Here is a 16,898-nt window from a genome sequence, read left to right as displayed (position 1 = left end):
ACGATGAACAACAAGGTACAACTGGAAGAAGTAAACATACACTTCGGCAAGACCCACGCGGTGCGCGACATCAACATGAGCTTCCCGGAGAACAGCGTCACCGCCATCATCGGGCCGTCCGGGTGCGGCAAGTCGACCCTTTTGCGTTCCATGAACAGGATGCACGACCTGGTTCCATCGGCACGGGTCACCGGCAAGATCCTCGTCGACAGCGGCGACATCTACGAAAGGGGTGTCGATCCCGTCGCAATCAGGCGCCGCGTCGGCATGGTGTTCCAGAAACCGAACCCCTTCCCCGCCATGTCGATCTATGACAACGTCATCGCAGGCTACAAGCTGAACGGAAGGCTGCCGCGCGAGGAGGCGGACGAGATCGTAGAGAGCTGCCTTAAGCGCGTGGCGCTCTGGGACGAGGTGAAGGACCGTCTGAAGAGTAACGCCATGATGCTCTCCGGCGGGCAGCAGCAGCGCCTCTGCATCGCGCGCACCATCGCGGTGAAGCCCGAGGTGATCCTCATGGACGAACCCGCCTCGGCTCTCGACCCCATCTCGACCCTGAAGATAGAGGAACTGATCGAGGAGCTGAAGGAGCGTTACACCATCATCATCGTGACGCACAACATGCAGCAGGCCGCCCGCGTCTCCGACTACACCGCCTTTCTCTACATGGGAGACCTGGTCGAGTGTGGCGAAACGAAGAAGATATTCACGACCCCGGAAGAGAAGCGCACCGAGGACTACATCACGGGCCGTTTCGGCTAACACATAAGCAGCGCCACCAAGGAAAGCGGAGAAGACATGGAGAGAGAACATTTCAGCAGACAGTTCGACAACGAGCTGAACCAGATACGCGAGAAGCTCCTTGAGATGGGGGGAAAGGTCGAGGTGATGATCGCCAACGCCATGAAGTCCCTCGTCGAGCGGGACACGGAGCTAGCCGAGCGGACCATCGCCTTCGATCACGAGATCAATACGCTCGAGATGGTCATCGACGAGAAGTGCCTGGAGGTTTTGGCCCGCCGTCAGCCTGCCGCGCGCGACCTGCGCTTCATCACGCTGGCGCTGAAGATCGTAACCGACCTTGAGCGTATCGGTGACCAGTGCGCCAACATCTGCAAGAGGGCGCGGGAGTTGAACCAGGAGCCGGCCCTGAAGCCGTACATCGACCTGCCGCGCATGGCGCAAGCGGCCTCGGACATGGTGAAAGAGGCGCTTGATGCCTTCGTTCGCGGCGACGACGCCCTGGCCATAAAGGTCTGCCAGGACGACCAGTGCGTGGATGAGCTGAACGAGCAGATCCAGCGCGAGCTTTTGACTTTCATGATGGGAGATCCGAAGTGCATCAGCCGCGCCATGAAGATCATTCAGGTCTCCAAAGGGCTGGAGCGCATCGCGGACCACGCCACCAACATCGCGGAGATGGTCATCTTCATGATCAAGGGGAAGGACATCCGGCATACCATCGCGTAAATGTGCACCCCAAAGGCAAATCCCCCCTGTCCCCCCTTCGCAAAGGGGGGGACGCTGGGGCTCATGCAGCGCTTCGGGACGCGGGCTAAAAGATTTACGGCATGCTTCCAGCCATGGGAATCACCCTTTATCCCAAATCCAGAAGGAACAAAAAAAATGCCACGGCGGCTGCCGTGGCATTTTTCGTTAACGCCGCTGTTTTTCGAAACGGCTATTCCACGTGGTGTTTTCCCGGTACGAGCAGCACCGGGATTTCGATGCGGCGCGTGACCTGCTCGGCGGTACTCCCGGCCAATACCCGCTTCAGTGGCCCTTTCCCCTGGCACCCCATGACAACAAGCGAATAAAGCCCGGCCTTCCCCCTTGCAATCACTTCGTCCGCCGCCTCGCCGCGTACGAGTTCGATCCCTACCTCGCTTGCCCCCAGCCGCTCCAGTCGCCTTTTCTTCGCTTCCAGCAGATACCGCGCATCCTCTTCGGTTCGTCCGTCCTCGGCTTCCTCGTCCATGGGAAGGACGTGAAAGAGTGTTATCTCCGCGCCGTGCTGCTCCAACGCGATCTTGCCCAGGTAGTCGAGCCCAAGTTCCGCAGCTTCCGAGAAGTCGGTGGGGAAAAGGACGTGCCGGAACAGACTGCCGCACTCCACCTCCCCTCTCCCCTCAGCGACAAAATCGACACGGTAAAGCAGCAGCGGGCGCAGGGTTAGAGCCAGAAGAGCCGCGGATACGCTTCCCAGGGTGGCAAGAGCGATAACGGCCTTACTGTGCGAGCCGACCACGATGCCCCCCACGTCGTGCTTTTCTGCGGCGGCATCCAGGGTCGAGACCGGCAAGCCGTGAAGCACCTCTGCGGTGACATCGAGGCCGCGCTGCTCGAGCATCTCCTTTTGCCTTCGGAAGACAGCCTCCAATTCCTGTGATAAAAGCGTCCTTTCCGCTGAGGCGATGGACTCTACTACGTGAGCCAAGACAATCTCTTTGGTGCCGATCTGCTGTAACTGAGCTGCACATCCGATGAGGGAAAATGAAGCAGGAGTCAGATCGGTGCAGACCATCATTTTTCTGAACATGATTGCCTCCTTTAGTGCTGCTGGTTACATTCTCCAAGCTCTTAGGCAAATATCAAGTGAAGATGCACTCAATCACAGTGCGAGGATGAAGCAAGCTCCTGTTTTACAGAGATAAAAAAATCCGGGTGACAGCATATGCCGTGCACCCGGATGGATGGTTCCTTCTATTTTTCGGAGCGGACTACTTGATGGTCTTTATCGTCTTCTGCACCATCTTCACCACGCTGTCCGGCAGCGGCGCGTAGAGCATCGGGGCGGCCATCTTCTGTCCCCTGGTCATGGCCCAGTTCAGGAACTCGACCAGGTGTTTCCCCTTGGCAGCGTCCTTCTGTTTTTCGTAGACGAGGAGCCAGGTGAAACCGACCACCGGGTAAGCGTCTTTGCCGGGCTGGTTAACCAGCGAGATGCGGTAGTCGGCCGGCATGTTCTTCACCGCACCTGCCGCGGCAGCGCTCGTCGACTTGATGGAAGGCGCCACGAAGACACCGGCCTTGTTCTTCAGCGAGGCATAGGGGAGCTTGTTTTCGAAGGCATAGGCAAGTTCGACGTAGCCGATGGAGTACGGGGTGGTCTTGATCTGCCCTGCGACACCTTCGTTACCCTTGCCGCCAAGACCGACAGGCCACTTGACCGCGGCGCCCGTGCCGACCCTGCTCTTCCACTCCGCATTCACGCCGGAGAGGTAGTCGGTGAAGATGCTGGTGGTGCCGGACCCGTCGGAGCGGTGCACGACGATGATCGGCTTGGCGGGAAGGTTCACACCCTTGTTGTCGTCAGCGATTCGAGGATCGTTCCATTTGGTTATCTTGCCGAGGTAGATGTTGGCCACGTCCTCGGAGTTCAGCTTGATGCCTGAGGGAACGCCGGGGAGGTTGTAGGTGACAACAACGGCGCCCATCACGGTCGGGATGTGGATCAGTTTGCCCGGCGCGCCCTTAAGCTCGGCGTCGGAGAGGAACTTGTCGCTTGCGCCGAAGTCAACGGTCTGCGCGGTGATCTGTTTGATGCCGCCGCCCGAACCGATGGACTGGTAGTTGAACTTGACGCTCTTGTCCACCTTGGCGTACTCGGTGAACCATTTGGAGTACAGCGGATACGGGAAGGTTGCGCCGGCTCCGTTTATGAGTGTTGCTGCGTTTGCCTGGCCTGCGCCGCCCACTGCGGCTACCAAAGCGAGAGCGAAAAATGCCTTTTTGATGGTCTGAATCATTCATTTCCTCCTTTGTCTGTTTGTGGAAACTATAGGAGCCAAATGTTGCGGTTTCGTTACAGCCGCAGCAAGAATCTGTGAAGACAATTAAATCACCATTGACTACATCCGCCAACACGGATATAGTCCCCACCCATGAACGACATCCTGCTGCTCTACAAATCGCTGGCCGATGAGACCAGACTGCGCATCCTCGCGCTGCTTCTTGGCGAGGGTGGTGAGCTCTGCGTCTGCGACATCATCGCCGCTTTGAAACTCCCACAGTCTACCATCTCGCGCCAGCTTGCCATCCTGAAGAAGACCGGATGGGTGAATGACCGCCGCTGCGGCCTCTGGATCTATTATTCCGTGCGCGAGAACGCGGGACCGCAAAGGGAGCTCATCCCGCTTCTGAAAAAACAGCTCCTGAAGACCAGCACCTCGGCGGACGACCGCGAAACCCTCGCCGGCTTCGGTTGCGACAACAGCTGCGCCTAAAAAAAATTTTGCCCGCATATATCCGCCGGAACGGATATTGGAGACCGCACATGCCCCGGAAAAAGATCCTGTTTCTCTGCACCCACAATTCCTGCCGCTCGCAGATGGCCGAGGGGCTCGCGAACTATTTCCTTGAAGACAAGGTGGAAGCCTTCTCCGCCGGAACCGAAGCGACCCGCGTGAACCCGCTCGCCGCGAAAGTCCTCACCGAAATCGGCATCGACATCTCCGGCCAGTACTCGAAGACCGTCGATGAGTTCGAGGGGCAAAGCTTCGATCACGTCATCACCCTCTGCGGGGACGCCAACGACAAGTGCCCCCTCTTCATCGGAGGTGTCACGCGCACCCACCACGGCTTCGACGACCCCTCGCGTGTCCAGGGAAGCGAGGAGGAAGTCCTGCCGCAGTTTCGCCGCGTGCGTGACGAAATAAAGAACTGGATCATGGAAACGTTTGGAGGCACCAAGTGAGCGAACATCTTTCCCGCAAACTCTCTTTCCTCGACCGCTGGCTGACCCTTTGGATCTTCGCCGCCATGGCGCTCGGCGTGGGGCTCGGCTACTTCGTCCCGGGCGTCGAGACACTCGTCAACAGCTTCCAGGTCGGCACCACGAACATACCGATCGCGGCGGGACTCATCCTGATGATGTATCCACCCTTCGCCAAGGTGAAGTACGAGGAGATGCCGGAGGTCTTCCGCAACAAGAAGGTCCTCGCGCTGTCTCTCGTACAGAACTGGCTGATAGGACCTGTGCTCATGTTCGTGCTAGCGGTCATCTTTCTCCCGGACAAGCCGGAGTACATGGTCGGCCTCATCATGATCGGTCTCGCGCGCTGCATCGCCATGGTGGTGGTGTGGAACGAGCTCGCGAAGGGTAGCACCGAGTACGCCGCGGGCCTCGTAGCCTTCAACAGCATCTTCCAGGTCCTCTTCTACAGCGTCTACGCCTGGTTCTTCATCACCGTGCTGCCGCCCCTCGTGGGTCTTCAGGGTGTGGCTGTGGACGTGAGCATAGGCGACATCGCGAAAAGCGTCTTCATCTACCTCGGCATCCCCTGCATCGCCGGCGCCCTGACCCGCCTTTTCGGCGTGAAGATCATGGGCAAGGAGCGCTACCACCGGGAGTTCGTCCCGAAGGTCGGTCCCATCACGCTGATCGCCCTCCTCTTCACCATCGTGGTGATGTTCAGCCTGAAGGGGCATCTGATCGTGCAGCTTCCCATGGACGTCGTGCGCATCGCGATCCCCATGCTCATCTACTTCATCGTCATGTTCCTCGTCTCCTTCCTGATGGGGAAACGGATGGGAGCCGACTACAGCAAGACCACGACGCTTGCCTTCACCGCCGCGAGCAACAACTTCGAGCTCGCCATAGCCGTCGCGGTAGCGGTCTTCGGCCTCAATTCCGGAGCAGCCTTCGCCGCGGTCATCGGCCCCCTGGTCGAGGTGCCGGTGATGATCGGTCTCGTCAACGTCGCCTTCTGGTTTCAGCGCCGGATGACGGCGGCGTAGGGGGATTGAAATGCTGAAACAAGCGGCGGACTACCTCACCTTCGATCTGCTGGGCCTCGTGCCCGGCTCCCGCGGCGGCGAGGCACTCAACTTCTTTCTCTACGACACGGTGAAGATCTTTCTCCTGCTCACCTCCATCATCTTCGTCGTGGCGGTGGTCCGCTCATCCTTCCCGCCGGAGAAGACCAAGCGCATGCTGGCGCACAAAAGGGAGTACGTCGGCAACGTGCTAGCCGCCCTTTTAGGCATCGTCACACCCTTTTGTTCCTGCTCGGCGGTCCCCCTCTTCATCGGCTTCGTGGAGAGCGGGGTGCCGCTCGGCGTGACCTTCTCCTTCCTGGTCTCCTCCCCGATGGTCAACGAGGTGGCGCTCATCATGCTCTGGGGGCTCTTCGGCTGGAAGATAGCAGCCATCTACATCGGGACGGGACTCGTAGTCGCCATCGTGGCCGGCATCGTCATCGGGAAACTGAAGATGGAGCGTTACGTCCAGGACTACGTCTGGCAGATGAAGGTGGGACAGGCCGATCTCGTCATACCGGACTTCCGGGGAAAGCTTGATTACGCCCGGGAGTACACCATTGGCCTTCTGAAAAAGATCTGGCCCTACGTGATCGTCGGGATCGGGCTCGGCGCCTTCATCCACGGCTACGTTCCCGCCGACTTTCTCGCTCGCTTCGCGGGGCGCGACAATCCTTTCGCGGTGCCGGTCGCGGTGGCCCTCGGCGTGCCGCTTTACAGTAACGCCGCCGGGGTGATCCCCATCGTGCACGCCCTCATGGAGAAGGGTATGGCGATGGGGACCGTGCTCGCCTTCATGATGGCGGTGACGGCACTTTCGCTCCCGGAGGCGGTGATCCTCAGCAACGTCCTCAAAAGGCCGCTTCTGGCAACTTTCTTCGGCATCGTCGCCGTAGCGATAACGATAGTGGGGTATCTCTTCAACGCCATCCTCTAACCACCCAGAAAAGGAGAACGACATGAAAATCGAAGTGCTCGGAACCGGCTGCGCCAAATGTAAGACCCTCTACGAACACACCGTTACTGCCGTCGCCAACAGCGGCAAGGAGGCCGAGGTCGTGAAAGTCGAGGATATCCCTTCCATCATGAAGTACGGCGTCATGAGCACGCCCGCCCTCGTCATCGACGGCAAGGTCGCCTTCTCCGGCAAAGCCGCGTCGGTCATAGAGATCATGGCGCTCCTGTAGCCGCCATTACCACGGAAAGGAAACCGCCATGAAAATCGCCACCACCCTCGCGCTTTTACTCGCCTCCGCCGCCCTCGCCCACGCCGAGCTACCCTCCGCAACGGACGCCGCCGTGGCCAGTGCACTTCGCTCCGGAAAACCGACCGTCATCGACCTCGGGGCCCGCACCTGCATCCCGTGCAGGAAGATGGCGCCGATCCTGGAGAACCTCGCCGCCGAGTACCGCGGCAAGGCCTCCGTCCTCTTCATCGACGTTAACGAAAACCAGGCGGCCGCGGAGAAGTTCCGCGTGCAGATGATCCCGACCCAGGTCTTCTTCGATAAAAACGGCAAGGAGATCAAGCGCCACATCGGATCCATGGAAAAGACCGAAATGGTCCGGGATCTCAAGGCTGCGGGGCTCAAGTGAGCATGCTCGAGGACATCGAGCGCATCATCGCGCTCTACCCTTTCGCGGCGTTCGGGGCGGTGTTTCTTGCCGGTGTCCTTTCCTCCGCCTCGCCATGCGTCCTGACCACCATCCCACTTGTGGTCGGGTTCACCGGGGGATACGCCGACGGTGATCGGCTGAAGGCGTTTCGTTACTCGCTTTGCTTCATCTTCGGTCTTTCGCTCACCTTCACCGCCTTCGGGGCGGCGGCGGGACTTCTCGGCACCATGTTCGGCACCCTCGGCGGGAAGTGGTACCTGATCGCGGGGACCATCGCCCTTCTCATGGGGCTGCAGATGATGGAGATGTACCGGTTCGAACTGCCGTGGCGCACCGAGTGGCGCCCGCGGCAGGCCGGGCTTTTCGGCGCCTTCATCCTCGGCCTTTTCTTCGGCATCGTCTCATCCCCATGCGCGACGCCGGTGCTCGTCGTACTGCTCACCTTGGTGGCGAGCAAGGCACAGGTCCTCTACGGCATCGCCCTCCTGTTTTGCTACGCCATCGGGCACTGTCTCCTCATGCTTTTCGCCGGGACCTGCACCGGGTTCGTGGAATCCTTCGCCAAGTCGAAGGGGATCCAGGGGCTCTCCACGTGGGCCAAGCGGTTAAGCGGCGCAATCGTCGCCATCGCGGGTGGATGGTTCGTCTGGCAGGGGCTTGCCTCCTTGCTGTGAGCTTCGGGCTCAACACTCCTGAATCCAGCATCCCCCCTTCCCCCCTGCCCCCCGTAGCCTTGGCGAAGGGGGGAACGTACGGCTCATGCTGCGCTTCCTGGACAGCTGTACTCCAAGGGTCAGTTCCATGAAGAACCAATAAAACGCCGTCGATAGCGTCGCAACTGCAGGCGTGGCTGTTATATCTTGACATTCATATTTCTAGATGATAAAACGCCGACCTGTCCGATGCACCTAGCTATGGAGGTATGATGGCCGAGCTGTTCAGCACCAAGATCTGGGATCACGCCAGGAACCCGCGCAACCTCGGATTCCTCACCGACGCCGACGTGCTGGTACAGGCGGGAGATCCTTCACAGGGGGACGCTTTTCTCTACCTGTTCAAGATCCGTGATGAGCAGGTTGAAGCGGTGCGTTTCCTCGCCAAGGGTAACCCCGCCGCTGTAGCCGCCTCCTCAGTGGCGACGGAACTTGCCGTCGGCAAGTCCCTGGACGAAGTGCTGACCATAGGCCCCGCTGCCATCGCCACGGCCCTCGGCGGTGTGCCGGAGGAGAAGATGTACTGCTGCCGCATGGCAGCCACCGCGCTGCACACGGCGGTGCACCAGTATCGCAGTTCGGAGGAAGACCCCGTCTTTTGCTTCGCGACCGGCGCGTGAGGCGTGGTCGCCCCAGCCAACGCACCCAAAAGAAAAAACTCCGAGAACGCTCAAGGCGCTTTCGGAGTTTTTTTTGCGGCATGTGTTTAAAGAATCAGAGGATGTAATCGGTGGAGAGGAAATGGGATTTCCTCTCCTTCACGATGCCGGTGATGATCTCCCGGTTCGCGTCGGTTTCCCTCGCGGCGACCACGATCCTGATGGAGAAGACGCGCAGCGCATCCGCTACGGACTGGGTCCCCTCGGCTGAGTTTTTCCGGCCGTTGAAGGGGAAACTGTCCGGGCTTCTCTGGCACTTGCTGTTGATGTTGATGCGGCAGACCTGGTTCACCAGCGCGTCGATCAACTGGGCCAACTGGTCCTCGTTGCGCCCGAAGATGCTCGCCTGCTGGCCGTAGGGGGAGCTGACCACGTAGTCGATGGTCTCCTTCAGATCATCGAAGACCACCACCGGGACCACCGGGCCGAACTGCTCCTCGTGGTAGACGCGCATCTGCGGCGTCACCGGGTAAAGGAGCGCCGGGTAGAAGAAGGAGCCGCTCCTTGTTCCCCCGCAGTCGTTCACCACCTGCGCACCGTGCTTCTCCGCGTCGCGCAAAAGCCCTTCCAGGTACTCCGGCTTTTCCGGCTCGGGGAGTGCGGTGATCGCCACCTTCTCCTGCCAGGGTACGCCGCATTTCAGCCGACCGATCCCCTCCGCCATTCCCTTCAGGAATCCCTCCGCGATGCTGCGGTGCACGAAGATGATCTTGAGCGCGGTGCAGCGCTGCCCGTTGAAGCTCAGTGCACCCGATAGGCACTCCTCTACCGCCAGTTCCAGGTCCGCGTCCGGCAGGACGATGGCGGGGTTTTTCGCGTCCAGCCCGAGCACGCAGCGAAGCCGGTGCGGGCGGGGGTGACTCGCGCGCAGCCCATCGGCCACGCGGCTTGTCCCGATGAAGCCGAGGACATCGACGCGGCCGGTCGCCATGAGCGGCGGAAGGATCTCTTCGCCGTCGCCGTACACCGTGTTGACGACACCCGCAGGAAAGCAGTCGCGGAAGGCTTCCAGCAGCGGCTCGAAGATGAGGACGCCGAAGCGGGGAGGCTTCAGCACAATGGTGTTACCCATGACGAGCGACGGGATGAGCGTTGTGAAGGTCTCGTAGAGCGGGAAGTTGTATGGGCCCATGCAGAGGACGACCCCCAAGGGGGCGCGGCGGATCTGACCAATGATCCCCTGCTGGATGACGAAGCGGGACGAAACGCGGTCCAGTTCCTTGAGTGCGTCGATGGTGTCCTTCACGTAGGCGAGCGCGCGGTCGAACTCGGCCTCCGCCTCCTTGATCGACTTGCCGATCTCCCACATGAGGAGCTTCACCACCTCGGCGCGTCGCTCCTTTACCGCCTTTGCGAAGCATTGCACGCACTGGATCCGCTCGCCGACCGACATGGTGGGCCAGGCGCCCCGGCCGTTATCGTACGCGGCCACCGCGACGTCGAGCGCCTCCAGCGCTGCGGGAACAGACAACGCCGGCGCCTCCCCTACCCTTTGCGCTTCGGACTGCTCACCCGCTCGCACCTGTACCGGCGAAAGCACCTCCTGCATCGGCCCTTCCCAGCGGCGCAGCTCGCCGCCGATCAGGTAGAGTTCCTGGCGGATCGGGTTCTCGATACGGTACTGGGGGGGGATTTCCTGCGGTAACGGGGACAGTCCTGCGAGCTTCTTCTTCACGTTGCCTTCCTTCCGACAGAGGTTATTGCGGGTAACGTTTCGCACTACCGGAGGGTCCCGGGAAGCCACGAAGTCATCGAAAATCTATACGCCAACTGGGAGCGAGGGTCAACTTGTTAATGAGCCGAAGTGTTTCTGCTTCAACGATAATTTGCGCATTGACAGAGCGCCGCTATACTCGTTTGAGCCTTGGCTATTGACACAGCCTCTTCCACGCTCATACAGGATCAGGCTGGAAACTTCTTGAACAAAGGGAGAAACAAGATGGGATCTAAGGGACGCGAAATTGTCGGAATGGACGTGGAAGAGCTCCTCACTCTGTTGAACCGCGCCTTCTGCGATGAGTGGTTCGCCTATTACCAGTACTGGCTCGGGGCAAAGGTCGTGAAGGGACCGATGAAGGACGCCGTCGGCGCCGAACTGCTGGTGCACGCGACCGAAGAGTTGGCGCACGCCGACATGGTTGCCCTGCGCATCATCCAGCTGGGGGGAACGCCGGTAACAAAACCCGAGGAGTGGTACAAGTTCACCAACTGCGGCTACGACGCCCCGGACGACCCCTTCGTAAAGAAGATCCTGGAGCAGAACATCAAGGGTGAGCAGTGCGCCATCAGCGTGTACAAGAAACTCCTCGACCTGACCCGCGAGAAGGACCCGGTCACCTACAACATGGTGCTCACCATCCTGCAACAGGAAGTCGAGCACGAGGAGGACCTGCAGTCGCTTCTGGAAGACTACGAGCTGATGATCGGCGCGTTGAAGATGTAAAGACTCAAACGAGGCGGAGCCACGGCTCCGCCTCCTCCTACGCAGCCTTCGAAAGCGGGTGCACCTGACGTACCTTCAGGGCAAGTTCCTTCTCTGCCGTCTTCAGATCATAGGTCGTCTGCAAATTCATCCAGTAAGTCGGCGTCTGATTTAAGGCTTTCCCGAAAAGGAGCGCCAACTCCGCAGTGACAGGGCGCGCTCCTTTGATGACATGCGAAACCCGCATTGGAGAAACGCCTATCGCCTTTGAAAAGGCATTCTGAGATACGTGGAGTTCGTCGAGTATCTCCTTCAGGAATACACCGGGATGAATGGCAGGAAGGCCATTTGGGGTGGGCATGATCTTTTCCTCAATGGTAATCAGTTATTTCGACAACCGTTGCTTCGCCGTTCGCGAATGAAAAACAAATACGCCACTGGTCGTTGATTCTGATACTCCACTGGCCTGATCTTGTGCCGGAAAGGGCTTCAAGCCGGTTTGACGGTGGCAGCAGCAGGTCAGTGACTTCGCGCGCGCTGTCCAGTATTGCACGCTGAAGGATCTCCGGAGGAAGCTTTCTCGACTTCCCCGCGGCGAAGAGCCTTTCTGTTTCCTTGTTTGCAAACGATACGATCATGGCAGAATGTAAACAGATTGTTTATACCTGTCAAGAACTCCTCTCCCCTCCCCCGATTAAATAGCTCACCACTTCCCACCCCCTCGCCGAAATCTACATTGGCAGGATCTGCAGGTTCGTTGTCATTGAACCGCGCGGGCGGTTGTGCAATTATCTGCGCCATGGAGAGGGCCATGAAAAAGAGAGAGATAAAGGATGCGGCGCGCACCGTGGCGGTGGCGGCCTATGAGGGGGCGGAACTGCTCGACGTGACCGGGCCGATCGAGGTGTTCAACATGCTGAACCGCTGCCTTTCGGAAACGGCGCCGGAACAGCCGGGGTACCGGATCGTGCTGCTCGCGGAGAAGAGCGGTCCCTTCACCACCTGTCCCGGGGTGCGGATCGTGGCGGACCACGCCTGGGATGAGTTCCCGGAGACCGCGGACACCATCCTGGTTCCAGGAAGCCCGGACGCGGCGCTGGAGGTGGCGCTTAAGAACCGGCGGCTCATCGAATGGCTGGCACAGGCCGGACCGCGCACACGGCGCCTCGTCTCGGTCTGCACCGGGGCCTTCCTGCTCGCCGAGGCGGGACTTTTAAACGGCCGCCGCGCCACGACGCACTGGCTCGACCTGGAGCGCTGCGCCGCGAATACCCGGAGGTGGAGGTGGAGAATGACGCCATCTACACCCGCGACGGTTCGGTGGCCACTTCGGCCGGGGTGACCGCGGGGATGGATCTGGCCCTGGCACTCGTCGAGGAGGATTTCGGCAGGAAGATGGCGCTCGCCGTGGCAAGGCGCCTGGTGATGTTCCTGAAGAGACCGGGCGGGCAGGCCCAGTTCAGCACGCAGCTGAGGGCCCAGATGGTCGAGGGGGGGCAGCTAGCGCCGCTTCTGTCCTGGCTTAAGGAAAACCGGTGCGGCAGGGTCACCGTCGAGGAGTTGGCGGACCGGGCGGCGATGAGCCCTAGGAACTTCGCCAGGGTCTTCGTCCGCGAGACCGGCACGACGCCGGCCAGGTACCTGGACCAGTTGAAGCTGGAGCGCTCCATCGCCCTCTTGGAGGAGACCACGCTGCCGCTCGAGCGGGTGGCGCGTGACAGCGGTTTCACCGGCGCCGAACAGATGCGGCGCACCTTCATCCGAGAGGTCGGCGTCACCCCGATCGCCTACCGGACGCGGTTTTAGTCCTTTGGGGTGCTTTAAAACCGATTCAAACAGGGATGAAGGGGATGCAGGGGATACAGGCATAAAACCTGTCTCACGCAAAGCCGCAAAGGCGCAAAGACAAGCAGAAACATGGAAAGGATTTTGGTTTACCCTCAAAGTCTTTTTCTTTTCAAGGATTTATCCCTTTTATCCCCTTCATCTCTGTTAAATAAGCCTTTGTTTTTAAAAAGGAGGTTGCCATGCGTTGCGAGCTGCAAAAAGGAGAGCTACTCACCCTGCAGCCTGGGGACGCGATCGCGTCGATTACCCTTACCACTGGGAAGCTCTGGCTCACGAGAACCGACGACACCCGCGATTACTGTCTGTCGGCGGGAGCACGGCTCAAGGTACGCAGCGGGGAGACGCTCTTTCTGGAAGCGCTCGCTCCTTGCGCCCTCCTCATCCAGAGCCGCGGCTGCCGCGGCGCGCTCAGCGTCGTCACCCCCTGGGCACGTCCGCTTTTCCGCCCCGCCTGATCGCAAGCCGCCGAACTTACCCCTTCACGGCGGGCGCTAGCGGCCAACTGATGATGACCACGCCGAGCACGCAAGTGGCGATGCCGACGAGCCTCAGCCAGTGCATCTCCCCACCGAGGAACCAGTAGGAAAGGAGCAGCACCAGGGCGGACTGGCAGCCGATGATGGCGAGGGCGTACCCGGCGTTCGCGCTCGACGCGGTGGCGAGAAACATGGCCCAGTTCCCGAGCACGCTGCAGGCACCCGCTGCGACCAGCAGGGGAACTGCGGACTTCCACGCATCCCACATCCCCCAATCTCCCGCCGACCAGACCGCGAACGATACCGTCAGCACCAACGAGAGCACCAGCATGGCGAAGGGGACCGACACGCCACGCTTCACGGCCGCGGTCATGAACATCACCATGAGGGCGAAACTCACCAACGCGGTGAGGGCCTGGGTTACGTAGTTCCACATGCTGACCTCCTATTCATGGCAGAGACCGGGGGTCCAGCACCTGCCTTATCGTATGACCGAGCACCTTCATGGTGTAAGGTTTCATGAGGCAGGCCCGGATACCGACCTCTCGGTCCGCCTCCTCGAAGGTCCCCTTGAACCCGGTGCAAAGGATGATGGGGATGTCCGGCCGCAGGGCGGTGATCTCGCGGGCGAGTGCCTTGCCGGAAAGTCCCGGCATGGTGAGATCGGTGATTACCAGGTCGAAAGCGGCGGGATCGGCCCGAAAAAGCTCCAAGGCTGCCGTGCCGCTGAGGGCGGTGACCACGCTGTAACCCAGGTTCTCCAGTATTCCCCTGCCCAGGACGGTAAGGGATTCCTCGTCATCCACGAACAGGATGCGCTCACGCCCCTGGAGCATCTGCTCCGGCACGTCCTCCTCACGTACGATCTCATCGACCACCACGGGGAGGAGGATCTCGAAGCAGGTCCCCGCGCCGACCTCGCTGTGCACGGAGATGGCACCGCCGTGGTTCTTGACGATCCCCTGCACCACGGCGAGCCCGAGCCCGGTACCCTGCCCGGCCGGTTTCGTCGTGAAGTAGGGATCGAAGATACGCTCGAGGGTGCGGCTTTCTATGCCGCATCCGGTGTCGCGCACCGACAGCCTCAGGTGGTCGACCGGGTCGAGAAAAGGGAATGGGAGGAGCAGTGGTGAGCCTGCAGGGACCAACTCCAGAGAGACGGTCAGGATCCCCCCCTGCGGCAGCATGGCATGGTAGGCGTTGGTGCAGAGGTTCATCAGCACCTGGTGCAACTGGGTGGCGTCGGCAAGCACCTTGTCGGCTTCGGGCGGGACGGAAATTTCCTTGCGGATGGCGATCGAGGTAGGAAGCGAGGAACGGAGCAGCCTCATGGCGTCGTCCATCACCGTCAGCAGATGCACCGGCTTCCGCTCCTGTTCGGTGCGCCTGCTGAAGCTCAGGATCTGCCGCACCAGATCCGCCGCGCGCTGGGCCGCCGTGAAGACCTGCTCCATCTCGGGGCGCCCCGCCCCGTCCTGTGGCAGCTTGTGCAGCACCATGTCGGTGAAGCCGAGGATCGAGGTGAGGATGTTGTTGAAATCGTGGGCGATCCCGGCGGCCAGCGTTCCGATCGCCTCCATCTTCTGGGCCTGTCTGAGCTCCTTTTCCGTCCTTCTCAGCTCCGCGGTCCGCTCTTCAACCCGCAGCTCCAGCAGTTCGTTCGCCTCGAGGACGGCGCGTGCCGCCACCTCGGCCCGCTCCTTGGCCACGACCAGCTCGGCGGTCCGCTCCCGCACCACTTCCTCCAGGTGGTCGCGGTACCTGAGCATCTCGGCCTCGGCGACCTTCTGCTCGGTGATGTCGGTGCCGCTGCCGATCCAGCGCACGATCCGTCCGGACTCGTCGCGCTGCGCCACGGCCCGGGAGAGCACCCAGCGGTACTCGCCGTCGAACCTGCGGTTGCGGTGCAGGCAATTGTAAGGCTCCCCGGTTTCCAGCGAGTGTTTCCACTTCTGTGCAGTCATGTCGACGTCGTCGGGATGGATGATGCTGCGCCACGGCTCAGGATCGGGCTCGCCGGGGATCAGTCCGTTGAACTCGTACCAGCGCAGGTTTGCAAAGTCCTGCGCCCCGTCAGGCGTGGCGGTCCAAACGATCTGCGGGATGGTATCGATGATGAAGCGGTAGAGCGCGGTTTCTTCGGTATCCCTTGGCTTGTCGATCACTCGTACCTCAATGACTTCACAGTCGCATAAAAATGAAATTCATGCGGGTGGCAATGTATCAAGAACCTGACAACGCATTGGGAAATACGACATGCGGAAAATATACAGATATTTCGTGACAGTTCAAGGCAATGAATATGACAGTCAATGGAGGCTATGCCATACGACAATGACGTCATGACTGCCGAAACTGGAGAGGAAGGCTGCTTCGGTACCCAAAGGAGGTGGCGGAGCACAAGGTATGTGGAGGTAGGAAGGATGGAGCGGCGCTCGCCCCCATGAGGAGGCGGCGCGTGCATTGCTATTTCAAGAGCGTGTGTTCGAGAAGGATCTTGAGTCCGATGAGACAGAGGACCACCCCGCCGCACACCTCCACCCTCTTTCCCCAGTTGTCGCCCAGCTTTCGTCCAAGGAGCATGCCGGTTACCGTGAGGACGCCGGCGACTAGGCCTATGACCACGGAGGGAACCCATACGCTGACGCCCAGCATGGCGAGGGAAAGACCGACCGCGAAGGCGTCGATGCTGGTGGCTATCGAAAGCATCACCATGGTGAGTCCGCGGGTCGGATCGGCGGGGTCCCCATCCTCTTCGTCATCGAAGGCCTCGACGATCATCCTTCCGCCGACGTAGGCAAGCAGGCCGAAAGCGATCCAGTGGTCATAGGAGGTGATCCATTTCTGGACCGTGAGTCCCAAAAGCCACCCCGCGATAGGCATGAGGGCCTGGAAAAGGCCGAAGTGAAAGCCCAGGCGGAAAAGGTGCCGCCCGGTGATGGGGTTCAAGACCGCGCCCGCAGCGAGGGCGACGGCGAAGGCGTCCATGGCGAGGGCCACGGCGATCCCCATGATGCTGATCCAATCCATTGTTTCTCCTGCTGATATGGCCCGTACTAGTACCCGTAGTCGAGGCTCTGGATTCGGCAAACGCGGCCGTCCTGAAGCTCGAGCTGGTACTGGAATTCGCTGGGGCCGAAGTTGAAGATCCAGTTGTCCACGACGATGGTGGTGACGGTCGCGGTCTTGGTCCCGTAAGTCCCCTTTTCCACCAACTTCCTGGAGCTCTGCGTCGCTGTGGCGGGCTCCCCGCATTTCGCCACCACCTCGCCTGCTGAATTGCCGATGGAGACGATCCCCCCCTTGCACCGCATGCTCTCGGAATCGGCGGCGGATGCACAGTCAAACGCCGCCAGGGTCACGCAAAGGGCCGCAAGAAAACCGAAATGTGATTTCATAGCAT

23 protein-coding genes are annotated in these 16,898 nt (G+C 60.5%); 14 read left to right on the top strand and 9 right to left on the bottom strand.

Annotation, left to right across the window (positions count from 1 at the left end; genetic code table 11):
• The first annotated feature begins 3 nt into the window (after positions 1-3).
• Both pstB and phoU read left to right on the top strand, forming a co-directional pair.
• Positions 4-762, top strand: coding sequence for a phosphate ABC transporter ATP-binding protein PstB (gene pstB, locus E8L22_RS19420; protein WP_136526754.1), 759 nt, complete (start codon positions 4-6; stop codon positions 760-762).
• Positions 763-798: 36 nt separating this feature from the next.
• Positions 799-1,470 carry a phosphate signaling complex protein PhoU gene (gene phoU, locus E8L22_RS19415; RefSeq protein WP_135870393.1) on the top strand — a complete coding sequence of 224 codons (672 nt, stop codon included), beginning with the start codon at positions 799-801 and terminating at the stop codon, positions 1,468-1,470.
• A gap of 211 nt (positions 1,471-1,681) precedes the next feature.
• Here phoU and E8L22_RS19410 read toward each other — a convergent pair whose 3' ends face one another.
• Both E8L22_RS19410 and pstS read right to left on the bottom strand, forming a co-directional pair.
• Positions 1,682-2,539 (bottom strand): universal stress protein, encoded by an 858-nt coding sequence (locus E8L22_RS19410; RefSeq protein ID WP_136526753.1) that lies wholly within the window; start codon positions 2,537-2,539, stop codon positions 1,682-1,684.
• A gap of 181 nt (positions 2,540-2,720) precedes the next feature.
• Positions 2,721-3,749: a phosphate ABC transporter substrate-binding protein PstS gene (pstS, locus tag E8L22_RS19405; RefSeq protein WP_136526752.1), complete on the bottom strand. Its 1,029-nt coding sequence runs from the start codon at positions 3,747-3,749 to the stop codon at positions 2,721-2,723.
• A gap of 135 nt (positions 3,750-3,884) precedes the next feature.
• Here pstS and E8L22_RS19400 point away from each other — a divergent pair, with 135 nt between their 5' ends.
• From E8L22_RS19400 to E8L22_RS19365, 8 genes are all read left to right on the top strand, one after another.
• Positions 3,885-4,226: an ArsR/SmtB family transcription factor gene (locus E8L22_RS19400; protein WP_136526751.1), complete on the top strand. Its 342-nt coding sequence runs from the start codon at positions 3,885-3,887 to the stop codon at positions 4,224-4,226.
• Positions 4,227-4,276: 50 nt separating this feature from the next.
• On the top strand, positions 4,277-4,696 hold the full coding sequence (locus E8L22_RS19395; RefSeq protein ID WP_136526750.1) for an arsenate reductase ArsC: 420 nt from the start codon (positions 4,277-4,279) through the stop codon (positions 4,694-4,696).
• Positions 4,693-5,739 (top strand): ACR3 family arsenite efflux transporter, encoded by a 1,047-nt coding sequence (arsB, locus tag E8L22_RS19390; protein ID WP_136526749.1) that lies wholly within the window; start codon positions 4,693-4,695, stop codon positions 5,737-5,739. Before E8L22_RS19395 ends, arsB begins: the two co-directional genes overlap by 4 nt.
• 10 nt (positions 5,740-5,749) lie before the next feature.
• A complete protein-coding gene (locus tag E8L22_RS19385) occupies positions 5,750-6,697 on the top strand; it encodes a permease (protein WP_136526748.1) in 948 nt (315 codons plus the stop codon).
• Positions 6,698-6,719: 22 nt separating this feature from the next.
• Positions 6,720-6,947 carry a thioredoxin family protein gene (locus E8L22_RS19380; protein WP_136526747.1) on the top strand — a complete coding sequence of 76 codons (228 nt, stop codon included), beginning with the start codon at positions 6,720-6,722 and terminating at the stop codon, positions 6,945-6,947.
• Positions 6,948-6,975: 28 nt separating this feature from the next.
• Positions 6,976-7,356, top strand: a complete 381-nt coding sequence (locus E8L22_RS19375; protein WP_136526746.1) for a thioredoxin family protein — start codon at positions 6,976-6,978, stop codon at positions 7,354-7,356.
• On the top strand, positions 7,353-8,051 hold the full coding sequence (locus tag E8L22_RS19370) for a cytochrome c biogenesis CcdA family protein (RefSeq protein WP_136526745.1): 699 nt from the start codon (positions 7,353-7,355) through the stop codon (positions 8,049-8,051). Before E8L22_RS19375 ends, E8L22_RS19370 begins: the two co-directional genes overlap by 4 nt.
• A 251-nt stretch (positions 8,052-8,302) precedes the next feature.
• Complete coding sequence (locus E8L22_RS19365; protein ID WP_136526744.1) at positions 8,303-8,710, top strand: iron-sulfur cluster assembly scaffold protein; 408 nt, start codon at positions 8,303-8,305, stop codon at positions 8,708-8,710.
• A 94-nt stretch (positions 8,711-8,804) separates the two neighbouring features.
• On the opposite strand, the gene E8L22_RS19360 is transcribed toward E8L22_RS19365, so the two are convergent.
• Positions 8,805-10,424: an NADP-dependent glyceraldehyde-3-phosphate dehydrogenase gene (locus E8L22_RS19360; protein WP_136526743.1), complete on the bottom strand. Its 1,620-nt coding sequence runs from the start codon at positions 10,422-10,424 to the stop codon at positions 8,805-8,807.
• 264 nt (positions 10,425-10,688) lie between these two features.
• Here E8L22_RS19360 and E8L22_RS19355 point away from each other — a divergent pair, with 264 nt between their 5' ends.
• A complete protein-coding gene (locus E8L22_RS19355; protein WP_136526742.1) occupies positions 10,689-11,192 on the top strand; it encodes a ferritin-like domain-containing protein in 504 nt (167 codons plus the stop codon).
• Between the two features lie 37 nt (positions 11,193-11,229).
• Here the strand turns inward: E8L22_RS19355 and E8L22_RS19350 are convergent, their stop codons facing one another.
• Both E8L22_RS19350 and E8L22_RS19345 read right to left on the bottom strand, forming a co-directional pair.
• A complete protein-coding gene (locus tag E8L22_RS19350; protein WP_136526741.1) occupies positions 11,230-11,532 on the bottom strand; it encodes a HigA family addiction module antitoxin in 303 nt (100 codons plus the stop codon).
• A gap of 10 nt (positions 11,533-11,542) precedes the next feature.
• On the bottom strand, positions 11,543-11,809 hold the full coding sequence (locus E8L22_RS19345) for a type II toxin-antitoxin system RelE/ParE family toxin (protein ID WP_136526740.1): 267 nt from the start codon (positions 11,807-11,809) through the stop codon (positions 11,543-11,545).
• Positions 11,810-11,982: 173 nt separating this feature from the next.
• Here E8L22_RS19345 and E8L22_RS22085 point away from each other — a divergent pair, with 173 nt between their 5' ends.
• From E8L22_RS22085 to E8L22_RS19335, 3 genes are all read left to right on the top strand, one after another.
• Positions 11,983-12,513, top strand: coding sequence for a DJ-1/PfpI family protein (locus E8L22_RS22085; RefSeq protein WP_246044804.1), 531 nt, complete (start codon positions 11,983-11,985; stop codon positions 12,511-12,513).
• Positions 12,456-12,977, top strand: a complete 522-nt coding sequence (locus tag E8L22_RS22080; protein ID WP_246044803.1) for a GlxA family transcriptional regulator — start codon at positions 12,456-12,458, stop codon at positions 12,975-12,977. Before E8L22_RS22085 ends, E8L22_RS22080 begins: the two co-directional genes overlap by 58 nt.
• Before the next feature lie 221 nt (positions 12,978-13,198).
• Positions 13,199-13,474, top strand: coding sequence for a DUF2917 domain-containing protein (locus E8L22_RS19335; protein ID WP_136526739.1), 276 nt, complete (start codon positions 13,199-13,201; stop codon positions 13,472-13,474).
• A 16-nt stretch (positions 13,475-13,490) separates the two neighbouring features.
• On the opposite strand, the gene E8L22_RS19330 is transcribed toward E8L22_RS19335, so the two are convergent.
• The 4 genes from E8L22_RS19330 to E8L22_RS19315 form a co-directional block, all read right to left on the bottom strand.
• Entirely contained in the window at positions 13,491-13,931 is a 441-nt protein-coding gene (locus E8L22_RS19330) for an EamA family transporter (RefSeq protein WP_136526738.1), read from the bottom strand.
• A 13-nt stretch (positions 13,932-13,944) separates the two neighbouring features.
• Positions 13,945-15,660 (bottom strand): hybrid sensor histidine kinase/response regulator, encoded by a 1,716-nt coding sequence (locus E8L22_RS19325; RefSeq protein WP_246044800.1) that lies wholly within the window; start codon positions 15,658-15,660, stop codon positions 13,945-13,947.
• 301 nt (positions 15,661-15,961) lie between these two features.
• Positions 15,962-16,525, bottom strand: a complete 564-nt coding sequence (locus E8L22_RS19320; RefSeq protein WP_135870414.1) for a manganese efflux pump MntP — start codon at positions 16,523-16,525, stop codon at positions 15,962-15,964.
• Positions 16,526-16,551: 26 nt separating this feature from the next.
• Positions 16,552-16,893, bottom strand: a complete 342-nt coding sequence (locus E8L22_RS19315) for a DUF2845 domain-containing protein (RefSeq protein WP_136526737.1) — start codon at positions 16,891-16,893, stop codon at positions 16,552-16,554.
• Positions 16,894-16,898: the final 5 nt, after the last annotated feature.

The sequence above is a fragment of the Geomonas ferrireducens genome, from assembly GCF_004917065.1.
GTDB classification, from domain to species: domain Bacteria; phylum Desulfobacterota; class Desulfuromonadia; order Geobacterales; family Geobacteraceae; genus Geomonas; species Geomonas ferrireducens.
The sequence above is the reverse complement of the archived record's forward strand: the minus strand, read 5'-3'. Positions and strand labels throughout refer to the sequence as shown.

Excerpts from the sequence above, each read along its gene's own strand:
- E8L22_RS19375 (WP_136526746.1), top strand. The coding sequence starts at position 6,976 with ATGAAAATCGCCACCACCCTCGCGCTTTTACTCGCCTCCGCCGCCCTC.
- E8L22_RS19385 (WP_136526748.1), top strand. The coding sequence starts at position 5,750 with ATGCTGAAACAAGCGGCGGACTACCTCACCTTCGATCTGCTGGGCCTC.
- E8L22_RS19345 (WP_136526740.1), bottom strand. The coding sequence starts at position 11,809 with ATGATCGTATCGTTTGCAAACAAGGAAACAGAAAGGCTCTTCGCCGCG.
- E8L22_RS19335 (WP_136526739.1), top strand. The coding sequence starts at position 13,199 with ATGCGTTGCGAGCTGCAAAAAGGAGAGCTACTCACCCTGCAGCCTGGG.
- phoU (WP_135870393.1), top strand. The coding sequence starts at position 799 with ATGGAGAGAGAACATTTCAGCAGACAGTTCGACAACGAGCTGAACCAG.
- E8L22_RS19410 (WP_136526753.1), bottom strand. The coding sequence starts at position 2,539 with ATGTTCAGAAAAATGATGGTCTGCACCGATCTGACTCCTGCTTCATTT.
- E8L22_RS19355 (WP_136526742.1), top strand. The coding sequence starts at position 10,689 with ATGGGATCTAAGGGACGCGAAATTGTCGGAATGGACGTGGAAGAGCTC.
- E8L22_RS19350 (WP_136526741.1), bottom strand. The coding sequence starts at position 11,532 with ATGCCCACCCCAAATGGCCTTCCTGCCATTCATCCCGGTGTATTCCTG.
- pstS (WP_136526752.1), bottom strand. The coding sequence starts at position 3,749 with ATGATTCAGACCATCAAAAAGGCATTTTTCGCTCTCGCTTTGGTAGCC.
- E8L22_RS19365 (WP_136526744.1), top strand. The coding sequence starts at position 8,303 with ATGGCCGAGCTGTTCAGCACCAAGATCTGGGATCACGCCAGGAACCCG.
- E8L22_RS19380 (WP_136526747.1), top strand. The coding sequence starts at position 6,720 with ATGAAAATCGAAGTGCTCGGAACCGGCTGCGCCAAATGTAAGACCCTC.
- E8L22_RS19320 (WP_135870414.1), bottom strand. The coding sequence starts at position 16,525 with ATGGATTGGATCAGCATCATGGGGATCGCCGTGGCCCTCGCCATGGAC.
- pstB (WP_136526754.1), top strand. The coding sequence starts at position 4 with ATGAACAACAAGGTACAACTGGAAGAAGTAAACATACACTTCGGCAAG.
- E8L22_RS19395 (WP_136526750.1), top strand. The coding sequence starts at position 4,277 with ATGCCCCGGAAAAAGATCCTGTTTCTCTGCACCCACAATTCCTGCCGC.
- E8L22_RS22085 (WP_246044804.1), top strand. The coding sequence starts at position 11,983 with ATGAAAAAGAGAGAGATAAAGGATGCGGCGCGCACCGTGGCGGTGGCG.
- E8L22_RS19330 (WP_136526738.1), bottom strand. The coding sequence starts at position 13,931 with ATGTGGAACTACGTAACCCAGGCCCTCACCGCGTTGGTGAGTTTCGCC.
- E8L22_RS19315 (WP_136526737.1), bottom strand. The coding sequence starts at position 16,893 with ATGAAATCACATTTCGGTTTTCTTGCGGCCCTTTGCGTGACCCTGGCG.
- E8L22_RS19400 (WP_136526751.1), top strand. The coding sequence starts at position 3,885 with ATGAACGACATCCTGCTGCTCTACAAATCGCTGGCCGATGAGACCAGA.